Source organism: Rothia koreensis (genome assembly GCF_052232265.1).
GTDB classification, from domain to species: domain Bacteria; phylum Actinomycetota; class Actinomycetes; order Actinomycetales; family Micrococcaceae; genus Rothia; species Rothia koreensis.
The window spans coordinates 1,189,824-1,209,387 of sequence record NZ_CP197643.1 but is presented as its reverse complement, the minus strand read 5'-3'; the positions used below and the strand labels follow the sequence as shown (position 1 = coordinate 1,209,387).

General features: G+C 65.9%; 14 protein-coding genes and 1 pseudogene. 11 read left to right on the top strand and 4 right to left on the bottom strand.

The window, feature by feature from the left end; translation table 11 throughout:
• Positions 1–7 precede the first annotated feature (7 nt).
• Positions 8–1,387, top strand: coding sequence for a DUF6882 domain-containing protein (locus ACTSLZ_RS05265; RefSeq protein ID WP_443095941.1), 1,380 nt, complete (start codon positions 8–10; stop codon positions 1,385–1,387).
• A 141-nt stretch (positions 1,388–1,528) separates the two neighbouring features.
• On the opposite strand, the gene ACTSLZ_RS05260 is transcribed toward ACTSLZ_RS05265, so the two are convergent.
• The 3 genes from ACTSLZ_RS05260 to ACTSLZ_RS05250 form a co-directional block, all read right to left on the bottom strand.
• On the bottom strand, positions 1,529–2,530 hold the full coding sequence (locus ACTSLZ_RS05260; protein ID WP_443096097.1) for a polyprenyl synthetase family protein: 1,002 nt from the start codon (positions 2,528–2,530) through the stop codon (positions 1,529–1,531).
• A 140-nt stretch (positions 2,531–2,670) separates the two neighbouring features.
• The gene (locus ACTSLZ_RS05255; protein WP_443095940.1) at positions 2,671–4,005 is read right to left on the bottom strand and encodes a geranylgeranyl reductase family protein; all 1,335 of its coding nucleotides are present in this window, start codon (positions 4,003–4,005) and stop codon (positions 2,671–2,673) included.
• Positions 4,006–4,009: 4 nt separating this feature from the next.
• Positions 4,010–4,711: a demethylmenaquinone methyltransferase gene (locus ACTSLZ_RS05250; protein ID WP_129314780.1), complete on the bottom strand. Its 702-nt coding sequence runs from the start codon at positions 4,709–4,711 to the stop codon at positions 4,010–4,012.
• Between the two features lie 180 nt (positions 4,712–4,891).
• Between ACTSLZ_RS05250 and ACTSLZ_RS05245 the strand changes: the two genes are divergently transcribed.
• The 4 genes from ACTSLZ_RS05245 (at position 4,892) to ACTSLZ_RS05230 (ending at position 11,346) form a co-directional block, all read left to right on the top strand.
• Positions 4,892–5,494 (top strand): TetR/AcrR family transcriptional regulator, encoded by a 603-nt coding sequence (locus ACTSLZ_RS05245; protein WP_443095939.1) that lies wholly within the window; start codon positions 4,892–4,894, stop codon positions 5,492–5,494.
• Positions 5,495–5,496: 2 nt separating this feature from the next.
• A complete protein-coding gene (locus ACTSLZ_RS05240; RefSeq protein ID WP_443095938.1) occupies positions 5,497–8,037 on the top strand; it encodes an MMPL family transporter in 2,541 nt (846 codons plus the stop codon).
• 65 nt (positions 8,038–8,102) lie between these two features.
• Positions 8,103–8,828: a TetR/AcrR family transcriptional regulator gene (locus tag ACTSLZ_RS05235; protein ID WP_443095937.1), complete on the top strand. Its 726-nt coding sequence runs from the start codon at positions 8,103–8,105 to the stop codon at positions 8,826–8,828.
• Positions 8,829–8,856: 28 nt separating this feature from the next.
• Positions 8,857–11,346: an MMPL family transporter gene (locus tag ACTSLZ_RS05230; protein ID WP_443095936.1), complete on the top strand. Its 2,490-nt coding sequence runs from the start codon at positions 8,857–8,859 to the stop codon at positions 11,344–11,346.
• A 606-nt stretch (positions 11,347–11,952) separates the two neighbouring features.
• Here the strand turns inward: ACTSLZ_RS05230 and menD are convergent.
• Complete coding sequence (gene menD, locus ACTSLZ_RS05225; protein WP_443095935.1) at positions 11,953–13,791, bottom strand: 2-succinyl-5-enolpyruvyl-6-hydroxy-3-cyclohexene-1-carboxylic-acid synthase; 1,839 nt, start codon at positions 13,789–13,791, stop codon at positions 11,953–11,955.
• A gap of 116 nt (positions 13,792–13,907) precedes the next feature.
• Here menD and ACTSLZ_RS05220 point away from each other — a divergent pair, with 116 nt between their 5' ends.
• The 6 genes and pseudogenes from ACTSLZ_RS05220 to ACTSLZ_RS05195 form a co-directional block, all read left to right on the top strand.
• A complete protein-coding gene (locus ACTSLZ_RS05220) occupies positions 13,908–14,969 on the top strand; it encodes a FecCD family ABC transporter permease (protein WP_443095934.1) in 1,062 nt (353 codons plus the stop codon).
• Positions 14,966–15,799 carry an ABC transporter ATP-binding protein gene (locus ACTSLZ_RS05215; protein WP_443095933.1) on the top strand — a complete coding sequence of 278 codons (834 nt, stop codon included), beginning with the start codon at positions 14,966–14,968 and terminating at the stop codon, positions 15,797–15,799. Before ACTSLZ_RS05220 ends, ACTSLZ_RS05215 begins: the two co-directional genes overlap by 4 nt.
• Before the next feature lie 78 nt (positions 15,800–15,877).
• On the top strand, positions 15,878–16,912 hold the full coding sequence (locus ACTSLZ_RS05210) for an ABC transporter substrate-binding protein (RefSeq protein WP_443095932.1): 1,035 nt from the start codon (positions 15,878–15,880) through the stop codon (positions 16,910–16,912).
• A gap of 8 nt (positions 16,913–16,920) precedes the next feature.
• The gene (locus ACTSLZ_RS05205; RefSeq protein WP_443095931.1) at positions 16,921–17,727 is read left to right on the top strand and encodes a Rossmann-like domain-containing protein; all 807 of its coding nucleotides are present in this window, start codon (positions 16,921–16,923) and stop codon (positions 17,725–17,727) included.
• A 35-nt stretch (positions 17,728–17,762) separates the two neighbouring features.
• Positions 17,763–19,004 carry an MFS transporter gene (locus tag ACTSLZ_RS05200; protein WP_443095930.1) on the top strand — a complete coding sequence of 414 codons (1,242 nt, stop codon included), beginning with the start codon at positions 17,763–17,765 and terminating at the stop codon, positions 19,002–19,004.
• Positions 18,896–19,492: pseudogene (locus ACTSLZ_RS05195) on the top strand (GHMP family kinase ATP-binding protein); the annotation flags it as partial. The gene ACTSLZ_RS05200 and the pseudogene ACTSLZ_RS05195, both read left to right, overlap by 109 nt.
• Between the last annotated feature and the right edge of the window lie 72 nt (positions 19,493–19,564).

Below are 19,564 nucleotides of genomic sequence, written 5' to 3'. Positions count from 1 at the left end.
TGTTTTCATGACGAAAACTCTGCAGGACTTGATTGACGAATCGATCTTCATCTCCACCGAATACCAGGCTCGTCTCGCCGAGATCAGCGGCGATTCCGAGTGGACGGTGGACTTCTCTGCACCGTCTTTCACGCTGGATTCCGATCCCTCGGTGTCGCTCGATCCCTATCTGCTCGGCACCGAATCGGACCAGCGCGGCTCGTGGATCTGGTCCTGGCAGGAGCTGGGGCATTTCCCCGACGTCGTCGTGACGGCAGCAGTGCAGGCGCGCGAGGCCGGCGAGCACCTGGGCGTCCAGGAGCTGACCACCGACGAGCTGGTGCTCTCGGAAGGGCTGGCACGAAGGCTCACGCTGGCGTCCAAGGCCGTCACGGGCGTATTCGCGCATTATCCCGCCGCGGCCGGCGGAGGAGTGCGTGCGTGGCTCCTGGTCGACGGCCCCCAGTTGGAGCTCCCGGAGCCCACGGTCAACCGCATGGGCAGGATCATGGCCCAGGCGCTGCAGACCAACACCGCGGTCCATCATCAGCGAGCCGTGGATTCCTACGCCCGTTTGCGCGGCGCCCACATTTCCTGGGACACGGAAGCCTGTGCGGTGATCACCGCGGCAGACGGCGCACTGCGACTGTGGTTCGACGACCACAGCATCTCCGGCATCGAACAGGCCGAGCCGGTGGTCAGCAAGCGTGAGTTGGCGCAGGCCGCCAAGGACGCAGACAAGCACCGTCAGGCGCTCCGGGAAGAGGCACGCAGGTCGCTGGCCATCGCGCAGCGCGAGTCCGAACAGCAGCGTCTCTCCCGCGAAGAGGCCGAAGCCCAGCGGGTCGCCGCGACCGAGGCGGCGCTGGCGTCCGAGGACGAGCCGCAGGCGGCACCCGCGCTCGAGGACACCGAGGGAGTCGAGCGGACCCAGCCGACGGCCGAAGGCCAGCCCTTCGACCAGGAACCGCGCCAGGATGCCGAACCCGGGTTGGTCTCGACGCACGTGGTCGAGGACGACGAGGCCGCGACCTCCGAACAGGCGGCCCCGGCCGCGGCTGCTGCGGCACCGGCCTCCGACGACGCGGTGACGGATGCGCACCCGGTGATCGAGGAGCCGGACTCCACCCGCACCCGCGAGCAGGAGGCAGAGGACGAGGACCGCCGGTCCGCCCTGGAGCGGCTCCGGGCCGAACAGGCCGAGAACGACGCGGCACGCGCGGGAGAGTCCGCCGAGTCCGCCCCGGCGAGCGCCGCATCGGGTTCGACCGCCTCAACGGAGGCGGCCGACGAACGCGCCGAGCAGGCCGAACCCGCTCGGGCGGAGGCCCCTGAGCGCGAGGCCGAGACGCAGAAGGGCGAGGAGACCAAGAAGAAAGGCTTCTTCAGCCGCTTCTTCGGACTGTAGAACCAGATCGGGTCCGGGCCCCGAGGGTCCGGACCCGCGGTTTCCCGCGCAGATCCGCGCCCCGCGAGTACGAAAGAATCCCGGTGACACCGATTCGAATCGGTGTCGCCGGGATTCTTTTCGGTGTCAGCCCGGGCCCCGTCAGGAGTCCCGGTGCACCACGGCTTCCGCGAATGATTTGAGGGCCTGTTTGACGGTTGTTTCCGGCAACGGTTCGAGGGTCTTGATGGCGTCGTCGGCCCACCGGTAGGCGATGTCCCACGCCGTGTTCGTGGCGGGGTGAGCGCCCAGTGCCTCGACTGCATGGGCCAGCGCCTCGTCCGAGCTGAGATCCGCCTCGATGAGGTCCACGATGCGGCGGGCCTCCTCGTCGCCGTCCTCGGCGGCCTTCCGCACCAGAATCGACGGCAACGTGGGCACTCCTTCGCGCAGGTCCGTCCCGGGAGTCTTGCCCGAGGTCTGGCGCGATCCGGTGACGTCGATGACGTCGTCGGCCAATTGGAAGGCGACACCCACCAGCTCTCCGTATCGGATCAGCGTCTGGACGGTCTGCTCCTCGGCACCGGCCAGGTGCGAGCCGTACTCGCACGCGGCCGCGATCAAGGAGCCTGTCTTGCCTTCGATGACCTTGATGTAATGGGCCAGTTGGTCCTCGTCCGGGTTGGCACCGGCCGTTTCGTACAGCTGGCCGAGCACGAGTCGTTCGAAGGTCTTGGCTTGCACGGCCAGGGCACGTGCCCCCAGGTCGGAGACCATGAGGGACGCTCGGGAGAAAATCAGGTCTCCCGTGAGAATCGCGACCGAGTTGCCCCAGATCGTGTGGGCTGCATCCGCCCCGCGGCGCTTGGAGGCGTCGTCCATCACGTCATCGTGGTAGAGCGTGGCCAAGTGCGTCAGCTCCGTGACGACCGCTGCCTCGATCGTGTCGTCGTTGATACCGCCCGAAATCTCGGCGGCCAGGAGCGTCAGGAGAGGCCGGACCCTCTTGCCGCCGGCCTCGAGCAGGTGTCGGGCGGCGACGTCGGCCAGGGCATCCGTGTAGTGCACGGCGCGGTCCAGGCGTTCCTCAACCTCACCGAGACTGCGGAGGATCTTCGGACCGAGCTCTTCGTCACGGGCGATGAGCTCGAATCCGGACGGCAGGTGCGTGTCCTCGGAACCCGCGAGAGCCTGGGCGAAAGCGCTCTCCGGCTGGTCGTCATGCTGTCCGGGGGGTGTATCAGTCACAGGCTTAACACTAACCGTTTCTCTCGGGGCCATAGGCCGTTGGCTTCGGATGGTGGTCACCGGGTGGAGGTCGCGGGCGTCAGGGATTCGATGATGTGCACCGCCTTGTCGATCGCGTTCCGAGGCTCCTGCGGCACCTGGTCGGCCATGACATCCACGATGACCTTCATCATCGCAGGGACCCTCATTCCGAGGGACACGGATGCCCTCATGAGCGCCGGGTGTCCGATCAGTTGCGCGCACGCGCGACCCAGGGTGAAGTGGGATCCCCACGTCGCTCGAATGATGTCCGGGTAGCGGTCGAGAACGAGTTCTCTCTGGGCCGGCCCGTTGGCTCGTGCGGCGTCGTCGACGACGTCGGCTGCGACCCGCGCCGAGTGCATGGCATTGGCGATGCCTTCACCGTTGAACGGAGAGACCATGCCTCCGGCATCACCCAGCAGCATCAGACCGGGAACATAGTGCGGGGTCCGGTTGAATGCCATGGGCAGGGCCGCGCCGAGAACTCTGCCCCGGCGATGCTCCGCATCGAGGTTCCATTCCGGGGGCATACCCGCGGTCCATTCGGAGAGGACGCGTCGGTAATCGAGCTTTCCGAATTGCTCCGACGTGTTGAGGATTCCGAGGCCGACGTTGGCGGTGCCGTCCCCCACGCCGAAGATCCACCCGTATCCCGGCAACAGCTCGGGCCGGTCGCCGGATTCGGGGCGGTCCCCTTCCAGCTCGAGCCAGCCCTCCATCCAGTCCAGATCACCGAGAGGCGATTCGTAATAGGCTCGGACGGCCACGCCCATGGGGCGGTCGTCCCGCTTGGCAAGGCCGGCCGAGACCGCGGTTCGGGTTGAATTACCGTCTGCCGCCAGAACGAGATCAGCATGGAAATCACGGGTTTCACCGGTGCGGCGCCCCCGCTCATCGTGCAGTTGCGCGCGGATTCCGACGATGCGTTCCGGATCCCCGGCCAGGTTTCGGGACAGGCCGGAAGGCCACGACGTGAGATCGCCCGCACGGATGACTTCCTGGGCCGCATGGCCTTCCAGTACCACTGCGCCGGCCGACCGGGCGTGGTCGGCGAGCTCCTCGTCGAATCCGTACCGGGTACGCACCAGCCCATAGCCGGGGACATCACCCTGGGATTCGAACGGAACCTCGAGGCTCCTGCCCGCCGCCCGCAAGCGGAGACCCTTCTGCCGGTGGTAACCCTGCTCGAGGCCGTGAGGCAGACCCATGAGGTCCATCTCCCGCACAGCCTGGGGGGTCAGACCGTCCCCGCACACTTTTTCCCGCGGGAAGCGTGTCTTCTCGAGGACGGTGACCTCGTACCCACCGCGCCCGAGCCAGTACGCGGCGGTGGCCCCGGCTGGGCCCGCGCCGACAACGATGATCTTCATACGACTAGGCCTTGGACCCCCGATGAAGGGCCACGATGCCTCCGGTCAGATTGCGGTACTGGACGTGCTCCCACCCGGCCTCGGCGATCACTCGAGCGAGCGGTTCCTGGTCGGGCCATGCGCTGATGGTCTCCGCGAGGTACGTGTAGGACTCGGGATTCGACGAGAACAGGCCTGCCACGAGGGGCAGCGCACGCATGAGGTATTCCTGGTAGACCAAGCGGAACGGCGTCCACGTGGGAGTCGAGAACTCGCAGATCACCAGCGTTCCGCCGGATTTCGTGACGCGGTGCAGTTCACGCAACGCCTTCGGATAATCGGCCACGTTGCGGAGCCCGAAGGACATCGTGACGGTATCGAATTCGGCGTCCTCGAAGGGGAGATCCGTGACGTCCGCCCGGACGAAATCGATCTCGGGATGCCTCCGCTTTCCTTCGACGAGCATGCCCTCCGAGAGGTCGGCCGCGACGACGTCGAGCCCCTCCTTCAGATAGGGCGCAGAGGAGGCTCCGGTGCCCGCGGCCACGTCCAGAATCCGTTGGCCGGCCTGTGGCTCGGCGGCCGCGACGGTCGCCTTGCGCCATCCGCGGTCCTGCCCCAGGGACAGCAACGAATTCATGAGGTCGTACTTCGGTGCGACCCCGTCAAACATTGCGGAGACTTCCTCGGACTTCTTGTCAAGATCAGCTCGGTTCACGCTGTCCATTCTGTCAGACCGGGCGCCGGCCCAGAACCTGGACTGTGGAAATGAGCCGCAATACATATCCACGCTCAATTTGATTGCACTCAGTGCATCTTCTCGAATAAGCTCAGTCACATGCCTTCCACCCCGCAGCGAGACGCGTCGCCGCACGATGATGTCCGCCCCCACGACCGCAGGAGCTTGGTGCGCGCTCAGAATCGCGACGCGATCGCGTCCGCCGCGGCCGATCTCGTGCTCCGGGTAGGACCGAGCCGCCTGACCGTGGATGAGCTCGCGGACAGGGCCGGGGTCTCCCGGAGGACCGTGTTCAACCACTTCTCCTCGATCGAGGAAGCGGCATTCGCCCGAGTCAACGACAATTTCGATCGGCTCGTGGAGGATTTCGCCCCGGATTCCGCGGGCACGCCGGAAACGATGAGCACCAGCGTGTCCCAGGCCCTGACGGAGTTCGTGCTGCGGGCGGATGTGCTCGAGGTCATCCGCGACAGCGTCGCCACCGCGGGCCGGATGGTCGACCGACAGGGGATGGACACCTGGGGACAGGCCTCGATCGAACGGATGATCCACCGCTTGGTCGCGATCGTCGAATCCCTCTATCCGCAGGCCCCCGCCATGCACATCCATATCCTGTGCCGGGTGCTCGTTCAGACCATCTGCGTCGCACTCCACGAGGCTCTGGGCGACGACGGCCGGGGTTCGAGCCTCGCGGAAGCGCGCGACAAAGTGCGCGAAGCCCTCGAATATTTGACCACCATTTCCTTCTCCTCCGCCCTGAAAGGGATTTGACCATGGCATCCTTGCTCTACAGCATCGGCCGCGCGTGCGCTCGCAAAGCATGGCTCGTACTCGTGGTGTGGCTGGTGGCTCTCGCGGCCGCCGGCGGCAGCTTCGCCGCCTTCAGCGGCCAGTTGAGCAACGCGTTCACCCTGCCCGGGTCGGAGACCGAACGGTTGCAGAACGTCCTCAAGGACAAGGTCCCCGAGGCGAGCCACGGCACGGGCCAGGTCGTGATCTCGACCGACGACGACAAGCCGTTCACCGGCAAGCAGAAGTCGCAGATCGCTGACGCCCTCTCGGGCGCGGAGAAGGTCGACGGCGTCGCTTCGACCACCAATCCGTTCCAGACCAAGAGCTCCATCGAGGAGTCGAAGTCCCAGCTCGACGACGCCGCCCGTCAGCTCGAAGGCGCCTGGGGACAATTGGGCAGCGGACAGCAACAGCTCGAGGACGGGCGACAGAAAGTCGACCAGGCCCAGAAGCAGCTCGACGAGACCAAGCAGAAGGCCGCCGCCTCCCCCGACGCGGACCAGGCAAAGGGCCAACTCGACGAGCAGCAGAAGCAGATCGACAAGCAACGCAGCGAGCTCGACGGCAAGCAGGACGAGTTCGAGAAGAACCGCGATCAGCTCAAGGAGCGCCAGCAGGAGTACGACCAGAAGCTCAAGCTCTTCGACCTGTCCAAGTCCGCGGCCCTCGTGTCACAGGACGGGACCACGGCCGTCGCCTCGATCTCCTTCGACAAGAGCGAGCAGAACATCAGTCAGGACACCAAGGACTCCCTGGTCAAGACGATCGACGACGCCGGGATCGAGGGAGTCTCGATCGACTACAGCCAGTCCATCGCCCAGGACCTCGGTGCCCTGGCCGGCCCTGCCGAGATCATCGGCGTCGTCGTGGCGCTCGTGGTTCTGCTCATCATGCTGGGAACCATCGTTGCCGCCGGTTTGCCGATCCTGACGGCACTGATCGGCGTCGGGATCGGCGTGCTGATCACGATGTCACTCTCGGCCGTGATCGACATCCAGCAGATCACCCCCATGCTGGGACTGATGCTGGGACTCGCGGTGGGAATCGACTACTCGCTGTTCATCCTGAACCGACACAGAGTCAACCTGCGCGAGGGACACCGCCTCACCGATTCCATCGCCCTGGCCAATGGGACGAGCGGAAATGCCGTGGTCTTCGCGGGAACGACCGTCATCATCGCACTCTTGGCGCTGAACGTCGTCGGGATCCCGTTCCTCGGCATCATGGGGACGACCGCGGCGATGTGTGTCCTCATCGCGGTCCTCATCTCCGTGACACTGACCCCGGCCCTGCTCGGACTGATCGGCCTGCACGTCCTGAACAAGAACGAGCGAGCCGCCTACCACGGGCACGCGGGCAAGCACCTGAAGACCAAGACGCTCCGGGAGGCCCACGGATGGTCCTCTGTGGTCACCCGCCATCCCGTTCTCGTGATCATCGGCGCGGTGGTCGCACTCGGAATCATCGCGATCCCCACGGCGTCGATGCGACTCGGCCTGCCCGATTCCTCGACGGAATCCGTGGATTCGACCGACTACAAGGCGTACAAGACCATCGAGGACAAATTCGGGGCGGGCGCGAACGGAACCATCCTGGCGGTGGCCGAGCTCCCCTCCGACACCGACGAATCCACGGCCAATGATCTCCAGCTGAAGATCGCGGAGAAGATCAAGCAGCAGGACGACGTCAAGAACGTGGTTCCGGGCCCGATCTCCAAGGACCATTCGGTCGAGGTCTTCCAGGTGACCCCCGAGGAGGGACCGGCCGCCGAGTCCACCGAGAACCTCGTCAACGACCTGCGGAACCTCTCGTCGGAGACGCAGAAGGACGACGACGTGACCCTCGGCGTCACGGGACAGACCGGGGGCAACATCGACATCTCCCAGATCCTGTCGCAGGCTCTGCCGGGATACATCGGCATCGTTCTCGGCCTGTCCTTCGTGATCATGGTGCTCGTCTTCAGGTCGATCCTGGTGCCCCTGATTGCGACGCTGGGCTTCTTGTTCTCGCTGCTGGCATCCTTCGGCGGCGTCGTCGCGATCTACCAATGGGGCTGGCTCGGGCAGATCTTCCAGGTCCACGACGCAACCATCGTGCTCTCGTTCCTCCCGACCCTGGCCGTCGGGATCCTGTTCGGCTTGGCGATGGACTATCAGATGTTCCTGGTCTCCGGAATGCGCGAAGCGCACACCCACGGGGCCAACGCCCGAACCGCGGTCGTGATGGGCTACAACCAGTCGGCCCGCGTGGTCGTGGCGGCCGCGATCATCATGTTCAGCGTGTTCGGCGGATTCGTGTTCTCGGAGCTGACCATGATCCGGTCCATCGGTTTCGGACTCGCCTTCGGCGTACTGCTCGATGCTTTCGTGATCCGAATGAGCCTGATTCCGGCGGCCATGCACCTTCTCGGCGAATCTGCGTGGTGGTTGCCCCGGTGGCTCGACAAGATCCTGCCGAACGTCGACGTCGAAGGCGCCTCCCTGGAACGGCACAACGACGAAGAGACCCCAGACCGACAGTAGAGGGTGGTAAACCGCACACGGGAAGGGCGTTGCTCGCTCAAACAATTTGCAATTACTGTAAATACATGAGTACTTCGACCCTTCCCGACGGCGACCGCCGACACGCTCGGCGCGAGGCCACGCGCAAGGCCATCCTTGAGGCCGCCGAATCGATCGTCCTCGAAGACGGAGTCGAAGCCCTCAAATCGAAGGCACTCGCGGACCGAGCCGGGATCTCCGAGCGGTCCCTGTTCAACCACTTCCCCAACCTGAACGAGGTCGTGCTGTCACGCATCACGTCGTATCTCACGCGGCTGCTGAGTGAACCCGAGATTCCCGCCGGACTGCCGATCTCCGAGATCCCGGACGCCCTCGACCGCAAGTTCAGGGCCAGTTTCGATCGGCCTGAGGCGGATCACCTCTTCAACAGCTTCCTGGCCCTGAGCCTGCGGCTCGACACGGAAATGGTCGACCTGCTGGGACGCCACGTGGTTCTGACCCTCGCGGACGTCTCGAACCAGATCATGGAATCGACCACCAAGAATTATCCGGATCTCGACTTCGATCAGAACATCAGGATCCGGATGTACATCTCCAACCTCACCAACGGAATCGCCTTCGGGTTGCTCCGGGGTATCCATCGGATGGGCGTCCTCGACAGCCCCACGTGCGGTTCTCCCGAGCACGACGGCGATCTCTCCCCGAAACCCTTCCAGGGAACCGAAGCACTCGGACTACTCAACCTGGAATCCCTGCGAGAAGACATCGATTGGGCCTTCGAGCAGGTGGCCATTGGCCGTCCTCGCATCTGACACGAACCATCAACTACCGAGAGAAGTCATGGCACAACTCCTGTATCGCATCGGCGGTTTCGCCGCCCGCAAGGCATGGGTGATCATCAGTCTGTGGATTGTGATCCTCCTGGCCCTGGGCGGTTCGTACGCCGCATTCAAGGGGGATCTGAGTTCCAGCGTCACGATCCCCGGCACCAAGTCGCAGCAGCTCCAGGACGAGCTGAGCGACAAATTCGACATGAACGCGAACGCCGGCACCGGACAGGCGGTCGTCAAAACCTCTGATGGGAAGGCCATCTCTTCCGACCAGAAGCAGGCCCTGGCCAGTGCCCTGCAGAAGGTCGACAAGGTCGACGGCGTCGAATCCACGACCAATCCCTTCGATCAGCAGAAGCAGGTCGAACAGGGCAAGGCCCAGCTCAAGCAGGCGCAGCCTCAGATCGAAGACGGTCAGAAGAAGCTGGAGGACGGCCAGAAACAGATCGACGACGCACGGTCCAAACTCGATTCCTCCAACGCGCCGGCCGATGCCTACCAGGAGATCGACGGCAAACAGAAGGAACTGGACACCCAGAAGCAGCAGTTCGAGCAGAAGAAGTCGGAGTACGACCAGAACAAGGAGAAGCTGGACATGTCCAGCAAGTACTCCTCGGTCTCCGACAACGGTTCGACCGCACTGGCGAGCATCAGCTTCAAGGACGAGATCAACTCGGTATCCCCCGACACCCTGTCGGAGGTGCGTTCTGACCTCGCCGACGCCGACCTCAAGGGTCTCGACGTCGAATTCGACCAGAACCTCGAGGGCCAGCCCGAGATGAAACCGACCGCCGAGATCATCGGCGTGATCGTGGCCTTCATCGTGCTGCTCGTCATGATGGGAACGTTCATCGCCGCGGGTCTGCCGATCCTTATGGCTTTGGTCGGCGTGGGAGCGGCCATGCTCGGAACGTTCTCGCTGTCCGGCGTCGTCGAAATGAATTCCACGACACCGGCTCTCGGGTCGATGTTGGGTCTCGCGGTCGGCATCGACTACTCGCTCTTCATCATCAACAGACACCGGAACAACCTCGTCCGCGGCATGAGCATGAAGGACTCGGTCGCTCTTGCCACCGGGACGAGCGGCAATGCCGTCGTCTTTGCGGGCGCGACCGTCATCATTGCCCTGCTGGCGCTCAACGTCGTCGGGATTCCGTTCCTGTCCGTGATGGGCAACGTCGCCGCGGGCTCGGTCTTCCTGGCCGTCCTGGTCGCGGTGACGTTGACACCCGCGATGCTCGGCCTGACCGGTCGGCGCATCATCACGAAGAAGCGGTGGAAGACGATTCAGCGCCGCGCCGAGCTGCGGGACAAGGCACAGACGGAGAATCTCGTCGAGGAGGGCGAGCTCCAGGACCGCGCCCACAAGGCCCACCTGGAGCACGAGTCGACCCCGCACGGTTGGCTCAAGGTCGTGACCAAACGACCCCTGATCACCGCCATCGTCTCCGCGCTGGTCCTGATCGTCGTCGCACTGCCGATGACCCAGATGCGCCTGGGGCTGCCCGACGCGACGAGCTCGAGCCCCGACACCGGAGCGTACAAGAGCTTCAAGACGATCGAGGAGCAGTTCGGCGAGGGCCGCAACTCCACGATGATCGCGGCGGCGGACTTGCCCGATGGGACCACCGAGGATCAGGCGAAGCAGCTCCAGATCGATGTGGCCAAGGACCTGGAGGAGCAGAAGGACGTCGATACCGTGGTTCCTGCCGCGATCTCCAAGGACAACAGCATGCTGATGTACCAGATCGTTCCGGAGGAGGGGCCCAGCGCGTCCTCGACGAACGACCTGGTCAACGAATTGCGTGACCACACGGTCCACACCGACGACGGCGACGTGACCTTCGGCGTCGCAGGCCAGACAGCAATGAACATCGACATCTCGGAAAAGCTCCTCAAGGTGCTTCCGGTGTACCTGGCCATCGTTCTCGGCCTGTCGCTGCTCGTCCTGATCCTGGTGTTCCGCTCGGTCCTGGTGCCGCTCACCGCGACCCTGGGTTACCTCTTCTCGCTCCTGGCGGCCTTCGGCGCGACCGTCGCCGTATTCCAGTGGGGATGGCTCGGATTCCTCTTCGGTGTCACGGACCCCGGCCCGATCCTGAGCTTCCTGCCGATTCTGGCGGCCGGCGTGCTGTTCGGCCTCGCCATGGACTACCAGGTGTTCCTGGTGTCATCGATGCGCGAGGCGTACAGCCACGGGCGTGGCGGCAAGAAGTCGGTGATCATCGGCTTCAATCACAGCGCGAAGGTCGTTCTGGCCGCGGCCCTGATCATGGCCGGTGTGTTCCTCGGGTTCGTGTTCAGCGGGGAGGCGATGATCGCGTCCATCGGATTCGTTCTGGCCGCCGGCGTCCTGTTCGACGCGTTCGTGGTCCGCATGACGCTGATCCCGGCGCTCATGTACCTTCTGGGGTCCAAGGCGTGGTGGTTGCCGCGTTGGGTCGACAAGATCCTCCCGAACGTGGACGTCGAAGGGGCCTCCTTGGAACGCAAGGAGTAGCCTCTCCGCTCCCGGGCCCCGGGCCTCGGGCCGGGCATAGGCCCGGAGCGCCAGGAGACGACGAGCCGGCCGCCCCACCAGGGGCGGCCGGCTTTTCGTGTGCGGGCCCGTCGCGGCGCGAGGTGGCAGCGGCGTGCGCCCCTCCGGCGCGAGGTGGCAGTGGCGTGCGCATTTGACCGCAAAAACTGCACAAGACTGCCACTTCGCCACGTGGTGGGGGCCTCAGGTGCACGGAATTGCCGCCTCGAGGGGAGTCGCAGGGTGCTAACGACGTCGTTCGCGGTCCCGGGGTGCCGCGCTGTGGGCTTTACCGGATTGCGGGGCGGTTACCGACGATTATCGACGACGTCGGCGAGCGATCGCGGTCAGATCAGGAGGCGGTTACTCGATCGGGAGGCGATTGCCCTCCTGATGTGGCGCTTTAGCCCCCTCCTGACGGAGGTCCGCACCACCGAAACAGGCAACCGCCACCCAACGCCGGAGATGTAACGCCGTTCAGAACCGGGACCCACCACCCAACGCGGGGGGGGTGAGGGCGGGAGATGAAGCGCCCCTCAACACCTGAACCCGCCACCCAACGCGGCCGCGGCCCGTACCCCTCCGGGCCTAACGGCTGCCCGGGTGGGAATCGCGGGCGACGATGTTCTTCCACTCGGCCCGTTCCTCGGCCAGCCCTTCTCGCGTGCCACGGACCTCGATCACGCTGATCCCCCGAATCGGGGTGGCCAGCGCCGCGCGCAGCGCGTCCTCGTCGTCGGCCCGCATGTAGCGATGGCCGTGGGCCGTGACCAGACGTTCGACGTCGGCGTCGTGCGGGGTGCCGAAGAACCGTTCGACGGCACCGGCCCACCCGTCTGCCTTGGCGATGTTGCCGTGTTCGAGCGTCGAGAAGATGCCACCGCCGGAGTCGTTGAAAACGATGATCTGCAGGTCCGGGACCGTCTCGCCCGGTCCGAAGAGCAAGGAGCCGGCGTCGTGCAACAGGGTGAGGTCGCCCAGCAGGAGACGCAGGGGCTCCCGACGCGCGAGAGCGATCCCCGAAGCGGTTGCCACGGTCCCGTCGATGCCGGCCAGCCCACGGTTGGACCACACCATCGGGTCGTGAGCGGTCTGCGGGTCGATCGGCACGAGGTCTAGATCGCGAATCAGGTTGGAGGACCCGCAGACGAGCGCGAGGCCGTCGTCGGCCATGGCTTCCCGAACTGCTCGGGCAACCAGAGGACCGTTGAGACGGCCGTTGCGATCCCGCGCCGCGGTCAGCGCCCGCTGCAGGTCGCTGTCCGCGCGCGCGTCCTCGGCATGCCACCGTTCGAGCCACGACCTCGGAGGGCGCCCGGCGAACCGCCGCGCCTCGACGAGCGTTTCCACGGGGGTCTCGGGTCGCCGGTCCGGGAGGGCCCACGCCACGGGACGGGGCAGGTAAATCACTGATTCGACGTCGTCCCGATGCAGCAGGTGGTCCACGGAGCGGGAGAGCGTCGGGCGGCCGAACAGGACGACACGTTCAATCTGGTCCCCCAACTCCCCCTCGAGAAGCAACTGATATGCACCCACCGCATTGGGTCCGCTTCTGGCACCCGACGAGGGCTCGGCCAAAAGGGGCAGATCGGCTGCCTCCGCGAACATGCGGGCCAGAGGACCGGCCCCGTCCCCGGCGACGACGACGGTCCTGACCACCTCGGCGCCAGGCGCCACCGACGACGCGGCCGAGCTCGCTTCAGCGGCAGCCGCCGCCTCCTCATGCTCCGAATCGTCCAGGGCCTCGGTCACCGTGCGATCCGCCCTACGGGGCGCGACCGGCGCACTCAGATCCGTCACGGAGTCGGCCCAGGCACGCAGTGTGTCGCGCATTCGCGGTTCGGGAGTCAGGGGCACGTCGAAAGCGACGTTGATCTGCACTGGCCCCAGCGGGCGATTCGACGGCCGATCCCAAGCGGCAGGATCCCGGCCCGTCAGCGCCGCGAGACACTCGGTGAAAGCCACCGTCTGGTCCCCCGGCTCCGGTTCGGGATAGGACACAAGATCCGCGGACGCCCGCACGTGGACCCCGTAGAGCCCCTGCTGCCAGGTGGTCTGGTTGGCTCCCGTTCCCCGGAGGCGTGGGGGCCGGTCCGCGGAAAGGATTGCGAGGGGAACTTCGGAGTGATTGGCTTCCATGACCGCCGGCATCAACTCACCGACGGCCGTGCCCGACGTCGTGACCACTCCGACCGGTCGCCCTGATGCCTTGGCCATGCCCAGGGCCGTGAATCCGGCGGTCCGTTCGTCGATGCGGACATGGACTTCGACGACGCCGGCCTCCGAAGCCGCCGCGAGCGCGTAGGCCAATGGGGCCGAACGGGACCCGGGGGCCAGGACCACCTCGCGCATTCCGGATCGGATGAGGGAATCCAGCACGGATACCGCGGTGAGGAACGCGTCGGGCTGGGAGTCTGAAGAAGTCACCCTGACCATTTTACGCCGCGGCGGCAATCCGAGTTTTCCCCTCTCGACGACCGTCCCAGTCGTCCCGCCACGTCGCACCTGGATTTTTTATTGAGAATGATTATCATTATTAACCTATGACCCATTCATCTCTGCGCACGAACCACCGCTGTCGCGTGCTGCTGGACTGCGGGCTGGGCGCGTTCCTCGTGCTCTCCCTGCTGCTGGCCATTTCCTGGGGTGCGGCGTCGATCCCTCTCGGCCGGACCGCAACCTACCTCTGGTCGGCAGTCACGGGAGGAGCTATCAGCTCTTCCGACGTGACCGAATACACCGTCGTCGCGGAGATCAGGACCCCGAGAGCGGTCATGGCTGCCGTGGTCGGGGCCGGACTCAGCGCCCTGGGGATCGCCGCCCAAGCCATGGTCAGGAACCCACTCGCCGATCCGTTCATCCTGGGCATCTCCTCGGGCGCCTCGGTGGGTGCAAGCGCCGTCGTGTCCTGGGGGATCCTGTCTTCCTTCGGCGTGTATGCGTTGTCGGCGGCCGCATTCGTCGGGGCCCTCATCGCCTCGGTGCTGGTATACGCCCTGTCACGCTCCTCGGGCGGAATCGCCCCGGTACGGCTGATCCTGACGGGCGTGGTCCTCTCCTTCGGATTCCAGGCGCTCATGTCCGCGATCGTTTTCTTCGATGCGAAGGGCGACGCCGCCCGGACCGTGATGTTCTGGATGCTCGGTTCCCTGGGCGGAGCGTCATGGGCACAACTTCCATTGGCGGGGGCGGTCACGCTCGGCGTCATCGCGTACCTGTGGTATCGAGCTCCTGACCTGGACGTCCTCTCGATGGGTGACGGGTCCTCGGCGAGCCTCGGCGTCGATCCCGAGGCTTTGAGACGCCGCCTCTTCCTGCTCACCGTGATCGGAACGGCCACGCTCGTCTCGGTCGCGGGCACCATCGGATTCGTTGGCCTGGTGATCCCCCACCTGACGCGCATCGTTCTCGGCCCCGCGCACAGGCCTGCCACGGTTCTGGCCCCACTGTTCGGCGCCGTGTTCATGGTCTGGGTCGATCTGCTGAGTCGGTTCGCGGTCCCGCCCAGGGAACTTCCCCTCGGCGTGATGACCGCGCTGATCGGCGTTCCCGTCTTCGTGCTGCTCATTCGTCGGCGGGGATATGTCTTCGGAGGTGCGCGATGAAGGCGAACGACGCACTCGTCCTGGACGACGTCTCGATCCCGGTGGCCGGCCGCGACGTCGTCAGGGAAGTCTCCCTCACGATCAGCCCCGGCGACGTCGTCGGTCTGGTCGGCCCCAATGGCTGCGGCAAATCAACGATGCTCAAGGCTCTGTACCGTGCGCTCCGGCCGAGCAGCGGCGCCGTTCTGATCGACGGTTCCCGCATGGACCGGCTGTCCTTCCGGGAGTCGGCGTCGCTCCTCGCGGCGCTGCCCCAGGAGGAACGGGGAGACCTCGATTTCACGGTGGCCGAGGTCGTCGCGCTCGGGGCCGCGGCTCACCCGACGCCGGCTTGCCGGACGGAGCAGGTCGTTGCCACGGCCATGGCCCGGACCGGGGTCCAGGGCCTGGCCGACCGGAGTTTTCTGGGACTCTCGGGCGGCGAACGCCAGCGGACCCTCCTTGCCCGGGCACTGGCGCAACGGACCCCTTACCTTCTGCTCGACGAACCCACCAACCACCTTGATCTGAGGTACCAGGTCGAGCTCGTCGGACTCCTGCGGAAACTGGCCCACCAGACGACGGCCCCAGGAGGACCGAACCCGAGTGACGACGAATCCCCTACCGGCACGTCGACGCGTCCACCAGGCATCATCATGGCCCTGCACGACCTGAACCTCGCCGCGAGCGCGTGCAACCGGGTCGTTGTCATGGACCGAGGCCGCATCGTCGCCGACGGCCCACCCACCGCGCGCCTCGACGCAGACCTGATCGAAAAGGTCTATGCGGTCCGCCCCCTCGTGACGACCCGGCCGGACAACGGCGCCCCGCACTTCCTGTTCCCGTGGTGAATCGACCCGACGAACGATGACGCCCCCGCACGCTCCGGGCATGTCCCGTCCACCTCACCCCCCCAATGAAGGAGATCCATGATCCCCCATTCCAGACCCGCACACGTCACCGCCAGGGCCCGACGTCGCCGAGCCATGTGGTGCTCGGCCGGAATCGTGAGTGCGCTGATCCTGTCCGGATGCGGCGCCTCCGTCGAGGAAGACGGCTCGGGCGCCCCCAAGAAGTCCGTGACCAATTGCGGTCAGACGACGTCCTATCCGTCCCCGGGCAAGGCAGTGGCCTACGACGTCTCCGCGATCGAGAAGATGTTCTCCCTGGGCCTGGCCGATCGGATGCGCGGGATCGTGTTGCCCAAAACCGTCAGCAGCGTGATCGACAAATCCCCGTACCGGGATGACTACCAGAAGGTCGAGACGATTTCGGACTCCGTGCTCAGCCAGGAGTCCCTGGTCAGCGCCTCGGCCGACTGGGTCTTCGCCGGCTGGCAGGCGGGCTTCAGCGAAGAACGAGGGGTCACGCCTGATTCCCTGGCCAAGGTCGGCATCAACGCATACATGCAGAACGAGACCTGCTACAACTACAAATCCGACACCTCCGACCCGGAGCCCATCGATGCGACGATCCAGGATCTGAAAGACCTCGGCACCATCTTCGACGTCCAGGACCGGGCCGACGCTCTGGTCTCCGATCTGGAGCAGCGCAGGAAGAAACTCGCTGAGGACCCACGCCCGGAGGACCAGAGCCGTGTGTTCGTGTACGACTCCGGGACCAGTGAGCCGTACACGGCGGGGAAGAGGACGGCCACGAATTCGGTGGTCGAGCTGGCCGGCGCACGGTCGGTGACCTCGGATGTCGATGCGCGGTGGGACACCGTCGGCTGGGAGTCGGTGGTCACCGCCGATCCCCAGGCCATCGTCGTCGTGGACTACAACAAGCAGCCGGTCGAGGACAAAATCGACTACCTCAAGAACGAGTCGCCCATCAAGGACTCCCCCGCGGTCCGAGAGGACAACATCTACGTTATGGACTATGGCGAAGCGGTGGCCGGTCCCCGCAACATCGAGGCCGCCGAAAAGCTCTCCGAGTACCTCAGGGAGAGGGGGCTGCGGTGAACCCGGTCATGCACCAGGACATTGATTCGGTGGACGACCTCCGCCACCACGTGCTGCTTCACGAACGATCCGCTTCGGAGCCCCTGATCGCCCGCAGCGTCTTCTACGTCCAGCACGGAACGAGGCTCGCCGCAGGAGATCAGCTCTATCGGAACCAGTACGTCCTTGTCAGAGTCGAAAACGCTTTCGGCGCCTGCGCCGTCGAGGCCGGAGAACTGGGACCGGACGTCTCTGACCTGTCCGGTCGCCCGGTCGGTGACCTGTTGCAGGATTCCCGGTCTCCGATCCGGTTGGCGGCCCTGGACGGATGGCTGGCGGCGCGCCGCCCTCACCGGGACGATGACCGGGCACAGTCAGTCCGCCTTCCTCCCGGGACTCCCGACCAGCGTGCCGAAGCGCGCGACGATGCCGTGGCGCGTCTGCTGGACATCGGTTCCGGAGACCGGGTGGCCCTCATCGGGGTGGTGAATCCGCTGGTCGCGGCGATCCGGGAACGCGGAGGAGAGCCCCTGCCGTGTGACTTCGGTATGCAGTTCACGCAGTGGGGAGATCCCGTCACGAACGATATGGACGAGGTTCTCGACGAAGCGGATGCGGTCATCGCGACCGGCATGACACTCGGAAACGGAAGCTTCGACCGAATACGACACCGCTGTATCGACCGCTCCCTGCCTCTCGCGCTGTACGCCCAATCGGGGTCGGCCGTCGCTCGTGAGTTCCTGGGACGCGGGGTGTTTGCCCTGAGCGCCGAGCACTTCCCCTTTTCCCAGTTCAGCGCGGACGAGACCCTTCTGCACATCTACCGAGTGCCATGAGCGGTCGAACGAGAATCCCCAAGCAAGGACGACCCATGAACCAAGCATCGACAACGGATGCATCTCTGAACGACGCGGCCATCGCGACCAGGATCTGGCCCCTCCTCGGGGCTTGCGCTCTCGGCCTGGTGCCATTCACGATCTACTCCAATTTCCTGGTCGATATCACGAGGAACAGTGGCCACGACGCCACGCTGATGGGCAGCCTTCGGGGGGTCGGTGGCGTTGCTGCGCTCCTGGTCGGGTTGACCTGTGCCCCCTTGCTGGACCGTGTGCCCCGCCGGTCCGCGGTGATCTGGTCGTTGCTGGTCCTGGCCGCCGCGTGCGTCGTCGGGCTGGTCGGGCCCGTCTGGGCATGGGCCCTGTTCTGTCTCCTCGTCGGGGCGGCAACCTCGGTGCTCAACCCGGCCGCTTCGGCCATGGCCGCGGACAGGTTCGACGACGAGTCGACGTCGGGCCGGGCAGCCACCCAAGTCTCGGCGGTAATGACCCTGACGGCTGTTCTCTCCGCCCCACTCCTGGCCGGACCCGCAGTCTGGTGGGGGTGGCGGGGTGATCTGATCGCGACGGCCGTCCTCTGCTCCGCTCTCGCCATGGCCTTGTTCCTGGCTCGGCCGGCCTCGGCTGAGCATTCGATGGCCGACCGCAATGGTCCCGGCACCGGATACCTGCGATCGTTCCGGATCGCCTCGACCCTGGCCTCGGTCCCAATGCTTCTCGCGGCCTCGGCCCTGCGCGCCGCCGCGTTCATGGGCCAACTCGCGTACCTGGCGGTCCTCTATGACGAGCGCTTCCACCTGGGCGCAGGAGTGTTTTCACTGGTGTGGACCCTGTCGGGGCTCTCCTTCTTCCTGGGCAACTGGTTCGGCGGCTTCGCGATCCGCCGGGCGGACAATCCGGTGGTCACAGCGATCGCGGGGGCCGTCGCCGCCATGGTGGGTGCCGTCGCGGTCCTCGTTCTGTTCCTCACCGACCATCTGCCCGTGGCACTCCTCGCGACCGCCGCCCTGGGTGTCTCGCACGCCGTCCTGGCGGCCGCGATGACGACCTTGTTGGTCAGGCAGTCGGGCGGCCATCGGGGAACGGTTCTCGGACTCAACGGCGCCGGACAGAGCCTCGGCGTATGCCTTGGCGCGTCCGTCGCGGGCCTCGGCGCCATGGTGTGGGGATGGCACGGGGCCGGGTTCGTCCTGGCCGGCCTCACGACTGGCGCCTGTTTTGCGTCCCTGGCGGCGGCACGTCGGCTGAATGTCGAATATCGGAGGGAACGGTCATGATCGGCCCCGGATCGGATCGCCCAACCGTCGGAGGAATGCGTGGGGCTCGCGCAACCGTCCTCCGGCCGGGTCCAGGCGTCGTCTCGGGCGAGTTTCAACCGGGGCGAGGCTTCTGCAGGGGCCACCACGGCGAACTCCTCCAGGGAGTCGCCTGGAGCCCACGCCGGTCCGAGGTCGTGCCCGCCCTCGTGACGATTCCCTTGCCGCGGCATGGAGCCTCCGCCGTATTCCGACCCCATCGCACGCACCGCGGAGTACACGCGGACGGTACCCGCGGCAAATCCGTGAGGGCCGCGGAGATCGTGCTTCGAACCTGCGACGACCTTGGTCTTCCTCGGCCACCGGGCGGCACCCTGCAGCTGCGCAGCGACCTTCCGCGAGGTTGTGGGATGGGCTCCTCGACCGCCGACGTCGTCGCGACCATTCGAGCGGTCTGCGACTGTTGCGGACTGCCCCTGGACGACCTGCACGTCAGCGCGATCGCGGTCCAGGCGGAGACGGCCTCGGACCCGTTGGCCTTCGACACCACGCCCGTTCTCTTCGCCCAGCGCCACGCGGAG

What these genes read in the sequence shown, in the direction of transcription:
- ACTSLZ_RS05220 (WP_443095934.1), top strand. Translation starts at nt 13,908, where the DNA reads ATGACCCATTCATCTCTGCGCACGAACCACCGCTGTCGCGTGCTGCTG.
- ACTSLZ_RS05255 (WP_443095940.1), bottom strand. Translation starts at nt 4,005, where the DNA reads ATGAAGATCATCGTTGTCGGCGCGGGCCCAGCCGGGGCCACCGCCGCG.
- ACTSLZ_RS05265 (WP_443095941.1), top strand. Translation starts at nt 8, where the DNA reads ATGACGAAAACTCTGCAGGACTTGATTGACGAATCGATCTTCATCTCC.
- ACTSLZ_RS05230 (WP_443095936.1), top strand. Translation starts at nt 8,857, where the DNA reads ATGGCACAACTCCTGTATCGCATCGGCGGTTTCGCCGCCCGCAAGGCA.
- ACTSLZ_RS05200 (WP_443095930.1), top strand. Translation starts at nt 17,763, where the DNA reads ATGAACCAAGCATCGACAACGGATGCATCTCTGAACGACGCGGCCATC.
- ACTSLZ_RS05240 (WP_443095938.1), top strand. Translation starts at nt 5,497, where the DNA reads ATGGCATCCTTGCTCTACAGCATCGGCCGCGCGTGCGCTCGCAAAGCA.
- ACTSLZ_RS05205 (WP_443095931.1), top strand. Translation starts at nt 16,921, where the DNA reads ATGCACCAGGACATTGATTCGGTGGACGACCTCCGCCACCACGTGCTG.
- ACTSLZ_RS05210 (WP_443095932.1), top strand. Translation starts at nt 15,878, where the DNA reads ATGATCCCCCATTCCAGACCCGCACACGTCACCGCCAGGGCCCGACGT.
- ACTSLZ_RS05235 (WP_443095937.1), top strand. Translation starts at nt 8,103, where the DNA reads ATGAGTACTTCGACCCTTCCCGACGGCGACCGCCGACACGCTCGGCGC.
- ACTSLZ_RS05215 (WP_443095933.1), top strand. Translation starts at nt 14,966, where the DNA reads ATGAAGGCGAACGACGCACTCGTCCTGGACGACGTCTCGATCCCGGTG.
- ACTSLZ_RS05250 (WP_129314780.1), bottom strand. Translation starts at nt 4,711, where the DNA reads ATGGACAGCGTGAACCGAGCTGATCTTGACAAGAAGTCCGAGGAAGTC.